This is a genomic window from Chryseobacterium ureilyticum, assembly GCF_900156735.1.
Classification (GTDB): Bacteria; Bacteroidota; Bacteroidia; order Flavobacteriales; family Weeksellaceae; genus Chryseobacterium; species Chryseobacterium ureilyticum.
The window spans coordinates 615,039-633,960 of record NZ_FTOL01000002.1 but is presented as its reverse complement, the minus strand read 5'-3'; the positions used below and the strand labels follow the sequence as shown (position 1 = coordinate 633,960).

Here is an 18,922-nt window from a genome sequence, read left to right as displayed (position 1 = left end):
TATTTTTTATGGTTTAAATTCTAAAATATCTCCGGGTTGACAATCTAAAGCAAGGCAGATCGCTTCCAAAGTTGATATTTTAATAGCTTTTGCTTTTCCGTTTTTCAGAATTGAAAGGTTAGCTTGTGTAATTCCGATCTTTTCAGCGAGTTCCTGAGATTGCATTTTTCGCTTGGCAAGCATTACATCTATATTGATAATAATTGACATAATTATATTGTTAAATCATTCTGTATCTGTAGTTCATATCCCTTTTTAAAGAATTCTATCATGAATAATATAATGATTCCTATTGCGAGATGAAGCAATATAAATATGGGATCAATAGTATAAAAAGATTGTTCAGTGAAATATAAAATAAGACAATAGATAGGGATAAATAATATATTAAGTCTGGCAAATTGTTTTAAATATTATATTACTTTTTTATTAAAAAGTATATCCATGCTCATTTCTGTAAAAATTTTAAATAAATAGAACGTAAAAGCACTGTAAAATCCAAGGAAGAATACAATTGACGCAAGGGTATGGAGTGTAAAATTTCCTGTAGTTACAGAATCTGAAAAAGGCATCAAGAACTGAAAGCTCAAAGTTTCACTAGAGTTTTTCCCAAGCTCGTTATTGAAGTTTCCTGTTTTAAAAGTATCCGGAAAATATTGGGTTCCATGATGTAGATTTATATAAGCAATGATAAATCCGAAGATTAAGTAACCTAAATATAGAAGCTGAGCAAGACAGCCCATCAATAAGATTTTATTTAAGATCGTTGATGCAGATCTTTTGCCGATGAGTTTCATGGTGTTCGTTTTTTTATTGTTGTAAATGTATAAAAAATTATTGTATTACGATAAAAAATTGTTGTTGTTTGTAAGATTGTTTAAATGTTATACTTACTGATAGCCCAGTTTTCAATCTAAAACTTTAATCGTAGTTTCTTTTTAAAAACTTTTCATATGTCAGTTTTTAATTGATTTTGAATCAATACTTTTGTTTTTTAAAAAAAATAAAAATCATGACAAAATATATTGACTTCATTAAAAAAGCGTTCAGCGGCGAAGAAACTGACTTTACGAAGGTAAATATCAGAAGTGCTGTTCTTCTTTTGGCAATACCAATGATGCTGGAAATGGCTATGGAGTCTGTATTTGCTTTGGTAGATCTATATTTTGTAGGACATCTGAAAGAAAGTGGATTTGCAATTCAGACCGTGGGACTTACAGAATCTGTACTTTCTATAATGTATTCTATTGCGATTGGAATGAGCATGGCAGCTACGGCTCTTGTAGCGCGAAGAATTGGTGAGAAAAATCCAGAACAGGCTTCCAGAAGTGCCGCACAGGTTTTATTGGTATCATTTATCATCACTTTTATTTTAAGCGTATTTGGTGTAGTTTATGCTGAAGAAATTTTAATTCTGATGGGATCAAAACCTGAAGCTGCAGCTTATGGAAAAGACTTTACAAGAATTATGATGGGAAGCAGCACGATTATTATGCTTTTATTCCTGATTAACGGAATTTTCAGAGGTGCCGGAAATGCAATGATTGCCATGAAAAGTTTATGGATTGCTAATATTGTGAACATAATCCTGTGTCCGGTTTTGATTAAAGGATTTGGACCAGTTCCGGCAATGGGACTTACAGGAGCTGCACTGGCGACAACAATCGGGCGAAGTGTGGGGGTTATATATCAATTGTATCATCTTTTAGTTGCGGATACTCTTATTCGTATCAAATTGCCTTATTTTAAACCTCAATTTGATCAGATAAAATCCATTGTAAAAATTGCAACTCCTGGAATTTTTCAGTTTGTCATTGCTTCATGCAGCTGGATTTTTCTTGCAGAGTTAGTAGCAACCACAGGAGGAGAAAATGCTTCTGCGGGTTATCAGACTGCATTGCGATTAATGATGTTTTTTATGCTTCCAGCTTGGGGATTAAGTAATGCCGCGTCTACATTAGTGGGACAGAATATGGGTGCCAATGAAATGGGGAGAGCCGAACAGTCTGTAATGAAGACTGTAAAGTATAATGTAATCTTTATGTTGATCGTGAGTTTAATATTCCTGGTCTTAGGTGATTTTCTGGTAAGTTTCTTTACTCAGGAAGCGGAGATCAAGGACTTTGCTAAAAATGCACTGCATATTATGAGTGTAGGATTTATTTTTTATGGAATAGGAATGGTTATGATCAATGCATTCAATGGCGCAGGAGATACATGGACACCAACTTGGGTTAATCTTTTCGGATTCTGGTTATTTCAGATTCCTTTGGCTTATTTTCTTTCAAAATATCTGGAAATGGGACCTAAAGGAGTTTTTATTTCAATTCCGGCAGCAGAGACATTGATCACTATAGTTGCATTTATCCTGTTTAAAAAAGGAAAATGGAAAACAATTCAGGTGTAACTTATAGCCTCCGTCTTCTTGCTTTCAACTTGTTTTATAAAACTTTAACAGGTTAATTGGTTGCGTTTTAAGAGTGTATTTCTTAAATTCGTAGTAACAACAAATACTTATTACTATGGGAAAAGGAGATAAAAAATCAAGAAGAGGTAAGATTAATTCGGGAAGCTACGGAAAAAGAAGACCCAGAAAAGCTTCAAAATCGTTTACGGCAGTAGAAGAAAAATCTAAAAAGTAAATCAATAAAAAAGACCAAAGAAATACTCTCTGGTCTTTTTTTATAAAAAATTAAACTAATTATTTTCCAAAAATATTTCCAAGGATGCTTCCTAATCCACCTCCTTGCTGTTGTTGGTTTCCTCCACCGCCAAGTACACTTCCTAATATATCATTTAAAGGATTTCCGCCTGATGCCTGAGACTGTCCGCCACCTAAAACGCTTCCTAAAATGTCATTCAAAGGATTTGATTGCTGAGTTTGAGCCTGGTTAGATGCATTTCCAAGAATCCCTCCTAAGAGATCTCCTAAACCACCTGCTCCTACATTACTTTGTTGCTTTTGTTGCCCAATATATCCCATTACCACTGGTGCTAACATCGCTAAAATAGGACCAATCTTATCGATTGAAATTCCTGTATTTTGTGATAACTGGTTCTCTACAGAACTTTTTTGCCCACCAAAAATATGATCAAGAATAGATCCGCCTTCAGCTTGTCTGGCTTCGATTTGTGAAGGATCGTTCAGGATACTTCCATTGTGATCTTTATCCAACGCACTGTTCAAAGCTTCTGCTTCTTTTGCATCCTGAGATTTATTTCTAAGATAAGAAATAATAAGAGGGGTAGCTACTGCCAATAAGGCAATGACTTGATTTCTACTGATTCCAAATTTGTTTTCAGCCTGTTCAGCAACCTGGTTGCTCGTGTTCCCTGTAAGTAGGTCGATTAAGCTCATTGTGTTTATTCTAGTATTAATTGAATCAAAGTTATCAAAAAATATGCCTGACAAAATATTTCAGGTTCATAATTATTGTTAAAGTTTTCAACCCTCCTCCTGAGTATATTTTATCTTAATTCTTTATAATAGGAACATTGGAACAAGCTTCACCAAACATCAGTGATTTTACAAGAGGTTTTAACTGTTCTACCAATTCTATATATGCGTTTTCAGGAATCTCTTTATCCGAACAGCCTTTTACCAGAACTCTCTTTCCTCTCATATCCTCAAAGTCATAAGTTTGGATTGCATTATGCATCAGGATAACCTCCAGATCTTCACGATTTCCGAATACAATCTTTTTTGCAACTTCGGTAAGCTTTGCTGTCAGTACAAAATAAGCCCAAAGAGGGATTATTGTATCTACAGAATTGTAAATATAGATATAGGAATCTTTGTAGTCTTCAACATTGATGGCTTCTACTTTTTCGCGGAAATCTTTTTCCTTTAGGATCATTTCCTGGAAAAGAAAATCTTTAAGATCAATACCCTTTCTCTCTCCTTTTGGAAGCAAAGTAGTGAGGTCGAAATTTATAAGACCGCTTTCCGCAACTTTATTTCTGATTTCAAATTCTTCTGACATTTTTATCATTATCTTTGAACAAATTTACGAATTAAGATCAATATATATTTTAATTTGTTCTCTATCCTTACCATAGAAACCACCCATGATTCAATAAGGTTTTAGGTGGCTGTTTAAACAATAATAAAGATTTCGGAAGAAATGAAATATTACATTATCGCAGGTGAAGCTTCTGGTGATCTACACGGAAGCAATTTAATGAAAGCTCTTAAACAAAAAGATTCCCATGCCGAATTTAGATTTTGGGGCGGTGATCTTATGGAAAAGCAAGGCGGAACTTTGGTGAAACACTACCGCGATCTTGCCTTTATGGGTTTCCTTGAAGTGGTCATGAATCTGCGAACTATTTTAAACAATATTAAATTTTGCAAGCAAGATATTCTGAATAATAAACCGGATGTTTTAATCTTGGTAGACTATCCGGGATTCAATTTAAGGATTGCTAAGTTTGCGAAAGAACTGGGAATTAAAGTGGTTTACTATATTTCTCCACAACTTTGGGCTTGGAAAGAAGGAAGGGTGGAGATCATCAAAAAATATGTGGATGAGATGATGGTGATTCTTCCGTTTGAAGAAGATTTCTATAGAAAACATGGGGTGCATTCTCATTTTGTAGGACATCCTTTGCTTGATGCCATATCAGATTTACAGGAAATAAATATTGAGACATTCAAGGCAGAAAATGGATTGAATGAAAAAGAAATCATTGCTCTTTTACCTGGTTCAAGAAAACAGGAAGTGGAGAAAATGCTTGAAATCATGCTTTCTGTAAGGCCGCATTTTAAAGACTATCAGTTTGTGATTGCAGGCGCACCAAGTCTTCCCAAAGAATTCTACCAGAAATATGTGGATGACAATGTACATTTTGTTTCCAACAGAACTTATGATTTACTGAGATGTTCAAAAGCAGCTTTGGTAACTTCCGGAACTGCAACTTTGGAAACCGCTTTACTGAATATTCCTGAGGTAGTTTGCTACCGTGGAAGTGCTGTCTCTTATGCCATTGCCAAAAGACTGGTGAAGAATATCAATTATATTTCTTTGGTGAATTTAATTATGGATAGGGAAGTGGTAAAAGAATTGATCCAGAGCGATCTGAATACAAAAAATCTTGTACAAGAGCTTACTAATATTCTTGATGGGGCAAAAAGAGAACAGGTATTGAATGATTATAGCCTTTTAAGAGAAAAACTTGGTGGAAAAGGTGCCAGTGATCATGCTGCTGAGGTGATTTTAAAAGTCTGAGAAAAGATTCCCTGAAATTTTAATTCCTGTATTGAAATGAAACATTTAAAGAACTTTCTGTTAATACTTGCATGTACATTTTTCTCGAAAACTTTTGCTCAGAAAGAAACCGCTTTAAGAGATAAAGTACAAATATTCTATTATGGATGGTATGGAAATCAACAAACAGATGGAAGTCTGCAGCATTGGAACCATGAAATCATTCCGCACTGGAACAATCCGAAATGGAATAATCTTGGACATTACAAAGGAGGTGATGATATTGGGGCTAATTTTTATCCGGCATTAGGAAATTATAGTTCCAATGACAAAAAGATCATAGAGAAACACATGCAGATGATGAAGGATTCAGGAGTGGGTGTTGTGGTGATAAGCTGGTTGGGAAAAGATTCCTTTACAGATAAAAGCGTGATGAAGTACCTTGAAGCTGCACAGCGTTTTAATTTGAAAATAGCCTTTCATATAGAACCTTTCTATAAAACGATTGCTGAACTTAGAAATCAGCTTTCTTATCTTGTTACAACATATTCTCAACATCCTGCTTTTTACAAAAAAGATGGAAAGCCTATGTATTATGTATATGACAGTTATAAAATTGCCCCGGAAGAATGGTCAAAACTACTTTCCGAAAATGGTGAGGAAACAGTACGCAATACGGAGTTGGATGCATTGTATATTGGATTATGGGTAGAAAAAAATGATTCAGCGTTTTTTGATAAGTCAGGATTCGATGGTTTCTATACTTATTTTGCCAGTGAAGGTTTTGTGTTTGGGAGTACAACTTCCAACTGGAAGGATATGGCTCAATATGCAAAAGATCATCACCTTATTTTTATTCCTTGCGTGGGTCCGGGGTATTCAGATACGAGAATCAGACCATGGAATGAAGCGAATTTTAAAAGCAGGGATAATGGTAAATATTATGAAAAAATGTTTGATGCCGCTATTAACGTGAATCCTGAATTTATAGGAATTACTTCATTTAACGAATGGCATGAAGGTACACAGATAGAACCTGCAATTCCCAAGAAGATAGACAATTTCATCTACGAAGATTATGGAAAAGATCCATGGATGTATATTAAAGAAACTAAGCGCTTGACGGATAAGTTTCTGAAAGGAAAGTAAAAGTTTTTCGTATAAGCTCAATTTTATAGCAAAAAAATAAGCGCCCTGTTAATCTTTTTAAGGTTGGCAGGGTGTTTTATTTAGTAATTACAGTGATAGTAAATGATTGTTCAATTTCTTATTTTGGTGATACAAATGATTGAAATTGAATAAGCAACCTTTACTAATCTTAGCTATATGTTTTATTCTTGGAATTTTTTTTCAGGATAATTGTTTATTAGGAAAAAAATACATCTATGGTGTGGCTATTCTTAATCTTAGTATATTAATTTCCCTCTTTTTTACTACTTATTTTTTATACAGGACTAAGGTTATTCTGCTTGGGGTAATGTTTTTTGGCTTAGGGATAATTCTCCATTTTTGTAATAATATTTCTCAAAGCACAGATATAGATATTAATAAAAAATCAACTATTATTTTTAAAATATCCCAGAAGTTAAATTCAACAGAAAAGTATAAAAAGTATGAAGGAATAGCTCAGGCAGGGAAACATAGCTTTAACTCAATTTTTTATATTCCGGGAGATCATAAAGAACTTGATTTTGAACATTATTACAAGGCGGAATCTTATATAATGAAACCTGCGCTTCCTCAATACACTTACCAATTTAATTATGCTAGATATTTAAACCGGAAAAATATCGGATATCAGGTTTTTATTTCAAGTGAAGTTTTTTCATCAGAGCGACGTGATCTGAACTTTAAAGATAAAGTAAGACAAAGTAGGTTAGATGTTCTCAAAAGAATTGACAATACTGAAATGTCAGTGAAGACTAGAGCGTTTTTAAAAGGAATTATTCTTGCCGACAGAACTGAAATGGATGCTGCCACTGTAAAAGATTTTAACAGAGCAGGCTTGATTCATTTTCTAGCCATTTCAGGAACTCATATTGTTGTTATTTTCGGGATTTTTTATTTTTTAATGATTCGTATTATTCCTTTAAGATTAAGAAAATATGCGGTTGTTTTGAGCTTGGGTTTTATTTGGTTGTTTGCGTTATTCATTGGGTTTGGGAGCTCAGTTCTGCGTTCCTGTATAATGCTGACGGTATATTTTATATTTGTTTTGCTTCAAAGGAAACCTGATCTGCTTCATTCTTTAGCTTTGTCTGCCTTTATAATTCTGATTTTGGATACTCAACAGCTTTTTGATGTGGGATTTCAACTAAGCTTTGTCGCAGTATTGGGGATTTTCTGGCTTAATCAACCTCTTCTGAAATATTTTCCAAAGCAGGATAATTATTTCAAAAAACTGATTTTTAATACCATTACTATATCTTTGTCTGCACAGTTGGCAACTCTTCCTTTGGTGCTGTATTATTTTCATCAATTTTCATTGATTTCAATCATTGCTAACTTTATTATTGTTCCTTTTTCCGAAATGATCATCGTGTTTTCCTTTCTTATGACTGCTTTGATTGCTTTTGGTCTGAATTTTAACTGGATAGAGAAAATATACGATGTCGTTATTCAGATTCTTTTGGAAGTTATTCACTGGTTTGCTGAGGTCGATTTCTTGTTTATGAGTAATATTCCGATGAATCTGATTGAGCTATTTTCTATATCAATTGCTATTTATTTTCTGAGAGCAATGATTTTAAAATATAACTTTAAAAATTCCATGAATTTGACAATAGCTGTTTTTGTATTTTTCATCATGAAAATTGGAAGTAATATTGTTGAAAATCAGAAAGAAGAAATGCTGTTTCATACATTTGGAAAACACGAAATTATCTCTGTGAAAAAAGGAAATACCGCATGTTTTTGGATCTCGGATATCGCAGACAGGGACAAGGTTGTACAGTTTATTATTATGCCTTATTGTTCTTCCAGAAGAGTGGATCATTTTGAAATAAAAATGCTTCCAAAGTCTATAGAAAAAATGGTTTTTCAAGGTCGGGTTTATGAGCTGAAATAATGATTTCCTAATTTTTCACTTTCCTTTATCAATAACGTGTAAAGCTCTTATTTAGAAAGATTACAAACTGTCTAATTGTGAGATTTCTCACTTTTCGATATTGTTAACATTTCTTAATTTTGTGGGAAATTCAAATTTAAACTTATATGGCAGGTTTAACGAGTTCTACGATAGGTAGAAAATACGCTATGGCATTATCAGCTATGTTTTTGCTGATTTTTCTTATACTGCATTTGACAACCAATTTGTTATCAGTCCTGAACAGGGATGCTTTCAATACAGCATCTGAATTTATGGGCTATAATCCTTTTGTGCAGTTCTTAATGCAGCCTATTCTTGGTTTTGCAGTAATTTTCCATTTTGCGATGGGATTTGTATTGGAGATCAAGAATAATAAAGCGCGTCCAGTAAAGTATGCATCTAACAATGCTGCTGTAAATTCATCATGGATGTCCAGAAATATGATTATTTCCGGAGCAGTTGTGTTGGCTTTCTTGGCGCTTCACTTATATGATTTCTGGTTACATGAAATCAACTATAAGTATGTAGAGGGAATAGCTCCTGATTCAGAACGTTTCTGGCCAGAGCTTCATGAGAAGTTTGCTGACCTTTGGAGAGTCGCTTTGTATGTGATCTCTTTTGTACTATTGGGCTTACACTTAGCTCACGGATTCCAGTCTTCATTCCAGTCTATCGGAGCAAGACATCCAAAATATACGCCAGTGATCAAAGCTTTCGGAACATGGTATTCTATCCTTATTCCGGCAGGATTTATCATCGTGGCAGTTTTTCATTATATAACTCAATAATATCAATATACTAGTATGAGTAAATTAGATTCAAGAATTCCAGCGGGTCCTCTTAAAGACAAGTGGAAAAATCATAAAGATCATATGAACCTTGTTGCACCAAACAACAGAGATAAGATTGATATTATTGTTGTAGGTACAGGTTTGGCAGGAGGTTCTGCTGCAGCTACTTTAGCTGAGCAAGGATACAATGTAAAAGCATTCTGCTATCAGGATTCTCCTAGAAGAGCTCACTCTATTGCAGCTCAGGGAGGTATTAACGCAGCTAAGAATTACCAGGGAGATGGTGACTCTACATACAGATTGTTCTACGATACCATCAAAGGTGGTGACTATAGAGCAAGAGAGGCAAATGTTTACAGATTAGCTGAAGTTTCTGCAAATATTATTGACCAGTGTGTTTCTCAGGGAGTTCCTTTCGGGAGAGATTACGGCGGTCAGCTAGATAACCGTTCATTTGGTGGGGTTCAGGTAAAAAGAACATTCTACGCAAAAGGACAAACAGGACAACAGTTATTGTTAGGAGCATATTCTTCAATGAGCCGTCAGATCGGTAAAGGAAGAATCAAGATGTATAACCGTCATGAAATGCTTGACCTTGTAATTGTTGACGGAAAAGCAAGAGGGATTATCGCTAGAAACTTGGTAACAGGTGAAATCGAAAGACACTCTGCTCACGCGGTAGTAATTGCTTCAGGAGGATACGGAAACGTATATTTCCTTTCTACCAACGCTATGGGATCAAACGTTTCTGCAGCTTGGAAAATTCACAAGAAAGGTGCTTACTTCGCAAACCCTTGCTACGTACAGATTCACCCTACTTGTATTCCTGTTCACGGAACTCAGCAGTCTAAACTAACTTTGATGTCTGAATCATTGAGAAACTCAGGAAGAATCTGGGTTCCTAAAAAGATTGAAGATTCAGTAGCGATCAGAGAAGGTAAATTAAGACCTGAAAACATTAAAGAAGAAGATAGAGATTACTATTTAGAAAGAAGATATCCTGCATTCGGTAACCTTGTACCGAGAGACGTTGCTTCAAGAGCAGCTAAAGAAAGATGTGATGCTGGATTCGGAATCGAAAATAATGATACTCAAGAAGGTGTTTACCTTGATTTCTCTACAGAGATCATGAAAAAAGGTAAAGAAGCCGCTATTGAAAAACATATTCACAATCCTACAGATCAGCAGATTTATGATCTTGGTAAGAGCTGGGTTGAGGAGAAATACGGTAACCTATTCGTAATGTACGAAAAGATTACTGCTGATGATCCTTACAAAACTCCAATGAAGATTTATCCTGCAGTTCACTATACAATGGGTGGTGTATGGGTTGATTATAACCTGCAATCTACAATTCCGGGATGTTTCGTAATTGGTGAAGCTAACTTCTCTGATCACGGAGCTAACAGACTTGGAGCATCTGCATTGATGCAAGGTCTTGCAGACGGATATTTCGTATTACCTTATACGATCGCAGATTACCTTTCTGCAGACATCAGAACAGGAGCAATTCCTACCAATTCAGCAGCGTTTGACGAAGCTGAAAAAGGAATTAAAGATAAAGTTGATTTCTTCATCAATAATAAAGGAACTCACTCAGTAGACCACTTCCACAAGAAACTAGGACACATTATGTGGAATAAAGTAGGAATGGGTAGAACTCCTGAAGGATTGAAAGAAGCGATCAAAGAAATTGAAGAAGTAAGAACCGACTTCTGGAAGAACGTAAAAGTTCCTGGTGAAGGAGAAGGAATGAACACTGAGCTTGAAAAAGCATTCAGAGTTGCAGACTTCCTGGAATTAGGACAATTAATGGCTATCGATGCGCTAAACAGAGAAGAATCTTGTGGTGGTCACTTCCGTTGGGATCACGCTACTCCAGATGGGGAAGCGGAAAGAGACGACGTAAACTTCAAATACGTTGGAGCTTGGGAATATCAGGGGAATGATATCAACGCGGAAGTGTTGCATAAAGAAGAACTGATCTACGACAACATCGAGGTTAAAACTAGAAGTTACAAATAATCTCCAACCTATAAATATAACATTATGAGTGCAAAAAAAGGCTTACATCTTACGCTGAAAATTTGGAGACAGAAAAATAATAAATCTAAAGGTCAGTTTGAGACCTATAAAATATCAGATGTATCTACAGACTCTTCATTCTTGGAGATGCTGGATATTCTGAACGAAAACTTAATTAACGAAGGAAAAGAACCAATTGCTTTTGACCACGACTGTCGTGAAGGAATCTGCGGTATGTGTTCTCTATACATCAATGGTAGAGCTCACGGTCCGGATACAGGTATCACAACTTGTCAGCTTCACATGAGAATGTTCAAAGATGGTGAAACTATCGTTATTGAACCTTGGAGAAGTGCTGCTTTCCCGGTTATCAAAGACTTAATGGTAGACAGAAGTGCTTTCGACAGAGTAATGGCTGCAGGTGGTTTCATTTCGGTGAACACTTCAGGTAATACTTTGGATGCTAACGCAATTCCGGTTCCTAAAGAAGATGCAGATAAAGCTATGGATGCTGCTGCTTGTATCGGATGTGGAGCTTGTGTGGCTACTTGTAAAAACGGTTCAGCAATGCTATTCGTAGGAGCTAAGGTTTCTCAGTATGCATTACTTCCACAAGGTAGAGTAGAAGCTAAGAGAAGAGTTCTGAACATGGTGAAAGCTATGGATGAAGAAGGATTTGGTAACTGTTCAAATACAGGTGCTTGTGAAATAGAATGCCCTAAAGGTATTTCTCTTGAAAATATCGCAAGAATGAACAGAGAATACATGGCTGCTCTTGTAGATCAAGGATAGAATTGATTCAAAATACATAAAAATCGCCTCCATTTTGGGGGCGATTTTTGTTGATATAAATGAGAAGTTGTTAAAGTTTGTTAACTTATTATCAGACTTTATGCTTTCTTTATTTAATAAGTATATATTTGAGGGCTCTTGAACTGTATTGGATATTTGTATTTCAGTTATCTTTTTAGCATTGAAAAATTGATAAATGATTTGATTGAATGTCCCTTTTCATCGGCGTAATAAAATTTTTAAAAAAAATAATCACTGTGAATTAAGAAACGCTAAAAAGCGTATTTTTGTGTAATATTAAAATTGAAATGAAAAAATATCTTTTATTGTTTATCATCGCGGTTTTCGTGATGTCTTGTTCAAAAAAAGTAGAGGTAAAAGGAAAAATTACTGGAGGCTCACCATTAGAAAGAATTGAATTTGTAGAAGCTTCAGGAGTAGGAACCCTACCTCTAATTAATATAGGATTAGATAAAGATGGTAATTTTTCAGGAAGCTTTGATGCTCCTAAAGATGGAATGTATGTGATCAATTATGCTAACAAACAAAACCTGATTTATCTTGAAAAAGGACAAAAAATTAATATTTCCGGTAACGGAGCTACTTTCCCGAATGAATATTTGATTACTGGTGATGCTAAAAACAACAATGATTTCCTTACGGCAAGTCAGAAGTTTTTAGGTGACTATGGAAATAAAATTAATTTAGGACAGCTGATGGCTGGTGATGAATCTGCATTTGTAAAAGGAATGCATAAAGTAGAAGCTGATATCAACAAAAGTGTAGAAGATCTAGCAAAGAAACATAACCCAAGCAAAAGCCTTTTAGAATGGAAGAAGAATGATACGAAAGTAACAATTCTTAATTTGCTTGCTAACTATGAAATGTCTCACGGACCAATGGCTGGAAACCCTGCTTATAAGGCTTCTAAAGCCTTGACAGATTACCAGGCTCAATTAGATAGCGATAAAGAATCAATGGTGAAGTCAATCCCATTATACAGACAGTATCTGCTTGTAAAAATGACTCCTGACTTCCAAAAATATGCTGAAGCGAACAGTAAAGGAAAAACTGATATTACAACTTCAGAAATGTTTGCCAAATATTTAGGAACTAAAAAAGATCTTTCTCAGACAGCTAAAGATTACCTTTTAGCATTTGTAATGGCTCAGGCTGATATTCACCCAAAAACTTCAGCTCAGAATATTGATAAAATCAAAAAATTAATTGATACAGATATCAAGGATGCTACTATTAAAAGTGATCTTTTAAAAATGCAGGTAGCAATTACCGGTCTTAAAATTGGTGAAGCAGCTCCTGAAGCTTCTTTAGTAAAGCAAGATGGTAAAGCGTACAAGCTTTCTGAAAACAAAGGAAAACCTTATATGTTATTCTTCTATGCATCATGGAATCCATACATTGGTGAGGCTACTGTTCCTGTATTGAAAGAAGTAGTGAACTTCTATAAATCTAAAATGAACTTTGTATTTGTAAATGTAGACGATACTAAAGATCAATTTACAAAAACAAGCAATTCTTTATTGAAAGGAATCCAGGGAGTAAATGTTTATGGAGAAGGAGGAATGGAATCTGATATCGCTAAAAAATATGGTGTATATGGATTCAAATTACCTTGCTTTGTAATCATTGACAAAGATGGTAAGATTGCTAGTAGATCTTTTGTAAATCTTGGAGAGCAGGAATTGGTGACAATTTTAGACAAATTAACAGGTCTTTCAGCACCAAAAGTTGACCCGGCAATGCAGCCACAACTGCAGATTGATCCAACGGCTCCACAGCCTGCAGGACCTCAGCCAGCTCAAGCGAAATAATAAACTTTAATATAGATCAGAACCTTATCCTCGGATAAGGTTTTTTTTTATTGTATTTTTGCAAAATGAAACTTTCCAAGTTTCGATTAGAAAAATAGAAAATTTTAGAATGAGCAGAAAGAATAAGAAAAATTTAGTTCTTGAAAATATAAAGCTGTTGACTGCCGGAGCAAAAGGGGTAGCTATCGGTAAAACTGAAGATGGTAAAACCGTATTGGTTTCTGGGGCAATTCCAGGAGACTTGGTAAATGTAAGAGTTAAAAAAGCGAAATCGAAATATTATGAAGGAGAAGCTGTAGAGGTTTTAGAGAAATCTCCTTTTAGAGCTGAACCTAAATGTGTTCATTTTGGAACTTGTGGAGGATGCAAGTGGCAGAATATGACTTACGAAAAGCAGCTTGATTTTAAGCAGGAAGAAGTATATAATAATATCAAAAGAATTGGTGGTATCGAAGATTTCGAGACCCTTCCAATTTTAGGTTCGGAAGAACAGTATTTTTATAGAAACAAAATGGAGTTCTCTTTCTCTAATGCAAGATGGCTTACTCAATATGAAATCAGCTCAGAGGAAAACTTTGGAAGCAAAGATGCATTAGGATTCCATATTCCTGGAATGTGGAGCAAGATTTTAGATCTTAAAGAATGTTTCCTTCAGGAAGATCCGTCTAATGCAATCAGATTGGCTGTAAAAGAATATGGTGTTAAAAACGGATTAGATTTCTTTGATGTTAGAAACCAAGAAGGTTTCCTTAGAACCTTAATGATGAGACAAAACTCTAAAGGCGAATGGATGGTTCTTTTCCAGCTTTACAGAGAGGAAAAAGAAAACAGAGAAAATCTTTTCCAATTCTTATTAGAAAAATTCCCGCAGATCAAAACTTTGGTGTATGCTATTAATCCAAAGCAAAATGACTCTATCTATGATCTGGATATCAATATCTATCATGGTGAAGGATATTTAATGGAAGAGATGGACGGATTGCAGTTTAAAATCGGACCAAAATCATTCTTTCAGACAAATTATAAACAAGCATTAGAGTTATATAGAAAAACATTGGAATTTGCAGACCTGAAAGGTGATGAAGTAGTTTATGACCTCTATACAGGAACTGGAACCATTGCTCAATATGTAGCGAGAAACGCAAAGCAGGTTATTGGAATAGAGTCGGTTCAGGAAGCTATTGATGCAGCTATTGCGCATGCTGAATTAAATGGGCTTACCAATACAACTTTCTATTGTGGAGATATGAAAAATGTCTTTAATGATGAGTTTTTGGAAAATCATCCAAAGGCTGATGTTCTGATTACCGATCCACCAAGAGATGGTATGCACCAGAAAGTTGTAGAGCAAATTTTAAAGCTTTCTCCTGAAAAAGTTGTTTATGTAAGTTGTAATTCTGCAACACAGGCAAGAGATTTGGCTTTAATGAAAGATCATTATACATTGGTGAAAATTTTACCTGTAGATATGTTCCCACAAACTCACCATGTGGAAAATATTGCATTGCTGATTAAAAAATAATTAAATTTGGATTCAAATCTTAATATGAAGTACTTTAAATTTCTCATAATGCTATGTTTCGTTGGAATGTTCTTTTCCTGTGGCGGAGATGATGACATCTGCGAAAGTGGTGAAGGAACTCCAAGAATGAAAGTAGCTTTCAGGTCTACAGATGGAAAGGTTATGACCCTTGATTCATTACTTGTATCAGTAGATTATGGTTCCGGAAAAGTTGAATTAGGATGGGATAAAAAAATTGAGTCCAAGGTTTTTCCTTTAAGAGTAGATGAATCGCCTTATACTGATGTTTATTTTAAGAGATCAATTAAAGGACCTGAGTCTAAAATAAGGGTTAATTATACGACTAAAGCTACTTATGTGTCTCCGGGATGCGGTATGAAGAAGTCTTATGAGAATTTAACCTCAGAACTAATAACTACGACTCCTGTTGTTAAATTGGAAGCAGGACAAAATCAAATAGAAAATGAAGACAAGACTAATCTATACCTTGTTTTTTAGTTTATTAGGAATAATAAGCTGGGCGCAAGATAAGAAAGGAGCCGAGAAAAAGGAGCAACTAAAATATGAACCCAACTTTATGGTAGGGCTTGATGTATTGAATACCGGAGTAGGTTTTTTCTCAGATAGAAAATTGTATCAAGGATTTATCTCTTCAAAGATAAAAGGAAATCTTCATGCAATTGCCGAAGCTGGATTTGAGAAAAATGTCTATCAAAAGAATGGTTACGATGCTAAGGCAAGCGGACCCTTTGTGAAGCTGGGAGCATTTTATATGCTGGCAAAAGATCCCGAAAACGAGTTTAATGGGTTTTATGCTGGAGGAAAGGTTGCTGGATCATTTTATAATCAGGAATATATGGCAATTCCGGTTCGTGGATTTGGTGGTAGCAACTCTTCGGTGGCATTTCCTTCTTCTTCGCAATCTTCATTTTGGTTGGAAGGAACATTAGGGGGCAGAGTACAGCTTTTTGAATCTAATTTCTATATTGATGTAAATCTTCAACCACGCTATTGGGTATATACCTCTAAGCAGGAAGATATATCTCCGATGATTATTCCTGGATTTGGAAAGAGTTCTTCAAAATTTAATATGGGCTTTGCATGGAATATTGCCTATAAGTTTTAGATAAAAAAATATTATACATATTATAACCTCAGAGTTTTTCTGGGGTTTTTTTTTTTGCACAAATTTATGTTTATTGTGTTTTTATTATTAATTGTTTTTAATTATTATGTGTTGTTTTCGTGTTGTTTGTTTTCATTTTTTGAATATATGTTATTGATTGTTTGTAAAACTTATATATTTGTGAACTTAATAAAAATTATAAATGCAAAAATCTACTACTTCAAAATCTTTGTTTTTACTCCCTTTATTATGTGCCGGTTTATTGGGTGCGCAAGGAGTTAGGCAAAAAGGAATGTTTCAAAAAAAATCTCCACAAGAATTGGCTTTATCTCATGGCTTCGACAGATGTGGTACTACTGACTATGAAGAATTCTTGAGAAGAAATTTTCCTGGAAGAATGACTAAGGATCAGTTTGAAGCTTGGCTGAAACCATTAGTTGAGAAAGCTAAAAATGAAAGATCACAGAATGGAGGTATTATTACTATTCCAGTAGTGGTTCACGTTATTCATGGAGGGCAGCCAGTTGGAAGTGCTCCTAATATTGTAGATGCACAGGTAGAATCACAGATTACTGTAATGAATGAGGATTATCGTAGAATGACAGGAACTCCTGGATTCAATAATAATCCCGTAGGAGCAGATGTACAAATTCAGTTTGCCTTAGCGAAAGTGGATCCTAATGGAAATCCAACAAATGGTATTGATAGAGTTAATCTATGTCAATCTGTGTTTAAAAGAGATGTGATTGAAGCTTTTGTAAAACCTGAAACTATTTGGGATCCTAATCAATATATGAATATGTGGAGTGTGGCATTTGATTCTCCAGATGATGATCTGTTGGGTTATGCACAGTTTCCGGATGGTTCAACACTTCCAGGATTGGATCCGATAAATGGAGATGCTATTACGGACGGAGTTGTAGCTGGCTTTTACACTTTTGGGAGTATAAATTACGGTAGTGATTTTATGTTGGCAGATCCTTATAATAAAGGAAGGACTATGACCCATGAAGTAGGACACTTTTTAGGATTAAGACATATTTGGGGAGATTCTCAATGTGGAGATGATTTCTGTGCAGATACTCCTGTGGCGCATCATTCTAATTTTGGCTGTTCTCCAGCATTACAAAGTTGTGCCGATCCTTCAGTAATGGAAATGGTGCAGAACTATATGGATTATTCTGATGATGCTTGTATGAATATTTTTACTGTTAATCAGAAAGATAGAATTGCAGCTGTTATGAATAACTCTCCAAGAAGATCCTCATTGAAAAATTCTGTAAAGGATGTTGCTATTCCTTTATTTGCAAACGATGCTGAAGTTAAGTTGGAAAGAACTTGTACAACTGGTACTTGTGCTGTTTCTCAAAATGTTCCTGTTTCTTTATTTAACAGAGGAACCAGTGTTCTTACTTCAGCTAAAATTAATTATACAATTAACGGAGTCGCTCAAGCTCCTTATAACTGGACAGGTAACCTTTCTCAGGATAAATCTCAGTTGCTAAGTCTTCCAGTAGCTTCCGGTACTATGGCGGGACCAATGACTATTAATATTGAAACTGCCAATGGAGGTGCGGATCAGAGAGCATCTAATAATACTGTTACTTCTACTTATGTAGGGGCTCCTATGGCAGTTCCATCAAAAGTGGTATTCAAACTTCAATTAGATTATTATGGAAGTGAAATAACATGGAATTTGAAAAACAGTGCAGGAGTTGTAGTATATAGTAGTGGAGCTGGCTATGATGATTCAGTTCCCCCTGCTTTACCAGGATTAATTACTCAAAACTGGGAATTAGCACCTGATGACTGCTATACATTTACAATTGAAGATGAATATGGTGATGGTTTTGCGTTTTATGGAGGTTACTACTCAATTGAAACTACTTCTGGGACTCCTTTGATTTCAGGTGGTAGCTTTACAACTTCTCAAAAGAAATTATTGAAAGTTCAGACTCTGGGAACAAATGAAGTTACTAAGAAGAATAATAATTTTGGAATCTATCCAAATCCTGTAAATGATATCTTAAACATTACTAAGGTTTCTTCTAAAGCAATGTTTGAAATTCATGATGTAGTAGGGCAAATTGTTAAAAAAGGAACTGTTGATAATAATAAGGTTTATGTGGGTGAATTGTTGAAAGGAAACTATATAATTACCATAAAATATGGAAGTATTTCAGAGAGCTTTAAATTTATTAAAAAGTAATAATAACTTTAAATAGTAAATGATCCTCAGATTTTCTGGGGATTATTTTATTTTTAATTTTATGTTGTATTGTGGTTTAATTTTTCCAAAAAATCATTTTAATAAATGTATTATAATGAAAAAATGATTAGATTTGTGTAATTATTAAAATATTAGCCTATGGAATGAAATTACTTTTTTACTACAGATAAACTGTAAAATAAGATGTTTCTGAATTCTATTTTAACATCTTTAAACTGAAAATACTATAATTCTTTTATTATCGTTATCATTATTAAATTAAGAAAAATATGAGTGGACTTTTACTCTGTAAAATGAGCCGAACTTTTA

At 34.7% G+C, this 18,922-nt stretch carries 17 protein-coding genes; 13 read left to right on the top strand and 4 right to left on the bottom strand.

The features are described from left to right. Window positions 1–6 precede the first annotated feature (6 nt). A complete protein-coding gene (locus BW983_RS09100) occupies window positions 7–210 on the bottom strand; it encodes a helix-turn-helix domain-containing protein (protein WP_076551652.1) in 204 nt (67 codons plus the stop codon). Between the two features lie 203 nt (window positions 211–413). Next, the gene (locus BW983_RS09095; protein WP_076551651.1) at window positions 414–797 is read right to left on the bottom strand and encodes a hypothetical protein; all 384 of its coding nucleotides are present in this window, start codon (window positions 795–797) and stop codon (window positions 414–416) included. Window positions 798–1,012: 215 nt separating this feature from the next. Here BW983_RS09095 and BW983_RS09090 point away from each other — a divergent pair, with 215 nt between their 5' ends. Together BW983_RS09090 and BW983_RS09085 are read left to right on the top strand one after the other, a co-directional pair. After that, the gene (locus BW983_RS09090; protein ID WP_076551650.1) at window positions 1,013–2,407 is read left to right on the top strand and encodes an MATE family efflux transporter; all 1,395 of its coding nucleotides are present in this window, start codon (window positions 1,013–1,015) and stop codon (window positions 2,405–2,407) included. A gap of 115 nt (window positions 2,408–2,522) precedes the next feature. Continuing rightward, window positions 2,523–2,642 carry a 30S ribosomal protein THX gene (locus BW983_RS09085; protein WP_076551649.1) on the top strand — a complete coding sequence of 40 codons (120 nt, stop codon included), beginning with the start codon at window positions 2,523–2,525 and terminating at the stop codon, window positions 2,640–2,642. Between the two features lie 59 nt (window positions 2,643–2,701). Here the strand turns inward: BW983_RS09085 and BW983_RS09080 are convergent, their stop codons facing one another. Together BW983_RS09080 and BW983_RS09075 are read right to left on the bottom strand one after the other, a co-directional pair. Next, the gene (locus tag BW983_RS09080; RefSeq protein WP_065395290.1) at window positions 2,702–3,358 is read right to left on the bottom strand and encodes a DUF937 domain-containing protein; all 657 of its coding nucleotides are present in this window, start codon (window positions 3,356–3,358) and stop codon (window positions 2,702–2,704) included. A 115-nt stretch (window positions 3,359–3,473) separates the two neighbouring features. Continuing rightward, entirely contained in the window at window positions 3,474–3,983 is a 510-nt protein-coding gene (locus tag BW983_RS09075) for a DUF2480 family protein (protein ID WP_076551648.1), read from the bottom strand. A gap of 141 nt (window positions 3,984–4,124) precedes the next feature. Here BW983_RS09075 and lpxB point away from each other — a divergent pair, with 141 nt between their 5' ends. The 11 genes from lpxB to BW983_RS09020 all read left to right on the top strand — a co-directional run bounded on the left by lpxB (window position 4,125) and on the right by BW983_RS09020 (window position 18,592). Then, a complete protein-coding gene (lpxB, locus tag BW983_RS09070) occupies window positions 4,125–5,228 on the top strand; it encodes a lipid-A-disaccharide synthase (protein ID WP_076551647.1) in 1,104 nt (367 codons plus the stop codon). A 36-nt stretch (window positions 5,229–5,264) separates the two neighbouring features. Beyond that, a complete protein-coding gene (locus BW983_RS09065) occupies window positions 5,265–6,356 on the top strand; it encodes a glycoside hydrolase family 99 protein (protein ID WP_076551646.1) in 1,092 nt (363 codons plus the stop codon). A 328-nt stretch (window positions 6,357–6,684) separates the two neighbouring features. Continuing rightward, window positions 6,685–8,274, top strand: a complete 1,590-nt coding sequence (locus tag BW983_RS09060; protein WP_228408990.1) for a ComEC/Rec2 family competence protein — start codon at window positions 6,685–6,687, stop codon at window positions 8,272–8,274. Between the two features lie 146 nt (window positions 8,275–8,420). Then, window positions 8,421–9,083, top strand: coding sequence for a succinate dehydrogenase cytochrome b subunit (locus BW983_RS09055; protein ID WP_076551645.1), 663 nt, complete (start codon window positions 8,421–8,423; stop codon window positions 9,081–9,083). Between the two features lie 15 nt (window positions 9,084–9,098). Then, window positions 9,099–11,111, top strand: a complete 2,013-nt coding sequence (locus tag BW983_RS09050; protein ID WP_076551644.1) for a fumarate reductase/succinate dehydrogenase flavoprotein subunit — start codon at window positions 9,099–9,101, stop codon at window positions 11,109–11,111. A 24-nt stretch (window positions 11,112–11,135) separates the two neighbouring features. After that, window positions 11,136–11,903 (top strand): succinate dehydrogenase/fumarate reductase iron-sulfur subunit, encoded by a 768-nt coding sequence (locus BW983_RS09045; protein WP_076551643.1) that lies wholly within the window; start codon window positions 11,136–11,138, stop codon window positions 11,901–11,903. 308 nt (window positions 11,904–12,211) lie between these two features. After that, complete coding sequence (locus tag BW983_RS09040; RefSeq protein ID WP_076551642.1) at window positions 12,212–13,735, top strand: TlpA family protein disulfide reductase; 1,524 nt, start codon at window positions 12,212–12,214, stop codon at window positions 13,733–13,735. A 109-nt stretch (window positions 13,736–13,844) separates the two neighbouring features. Next, window positions 13,845–15,257, top strand: a complete 1,413-nt coding sequence (rlmD, locus tag BW983_RS09035; RefSeq protein ID WP_076551641.1) for a 23S rRNA (uracil(1939)-C(5))-methyltransferase RlmD — start codon at window positions 13,845–13,847, stop codon at window positions 15,255–15,257. Window positions 15,258–15,305: 48 nt separating this feature from the next. Further along, window positions 15,306–15,755: a DUF6452 family protein gene (locus BW983_RS09030; RefSeq protein ID WP_228408989.1), complete on the top strand. Its 450-nt coding sequence runs from the start codon at window positions 15,306–15,308 to the stop codon at window positions 15,753–15,755. Beyond that, window positions 15,721–16,383, top strand: a complete 663-nt coding sequence (locus BW983_RS09025; protein ID WP_076551639.1) for a DUF6048 family protein — start codon at window positions 15,721–15,723, stop codon at window positions 16,381–16,383. The genes BW983_RS09030 and BW983_RS09025 overlap by 35 nt, the downstream gene beginning before the upstream one ends. 202 nt (window positions 16,384–16,585) lie before the next feature. Further along, window positions 16,586–18,592 carry a M43 family zinc metalloprotease gene (locus BW983_RS09020; protein ID WP_076551638.1) on the top strand — a complete coding sequence of 669 codons (2,007 nt, stop codon included), beginning with the start codon at window positions 16,586–16,588 and terminating at the stop codon, window positions 18,590–18,592. The last annotated feature ends 330 nt before the right edge of the window (window positions 18,593–18,922 follow it).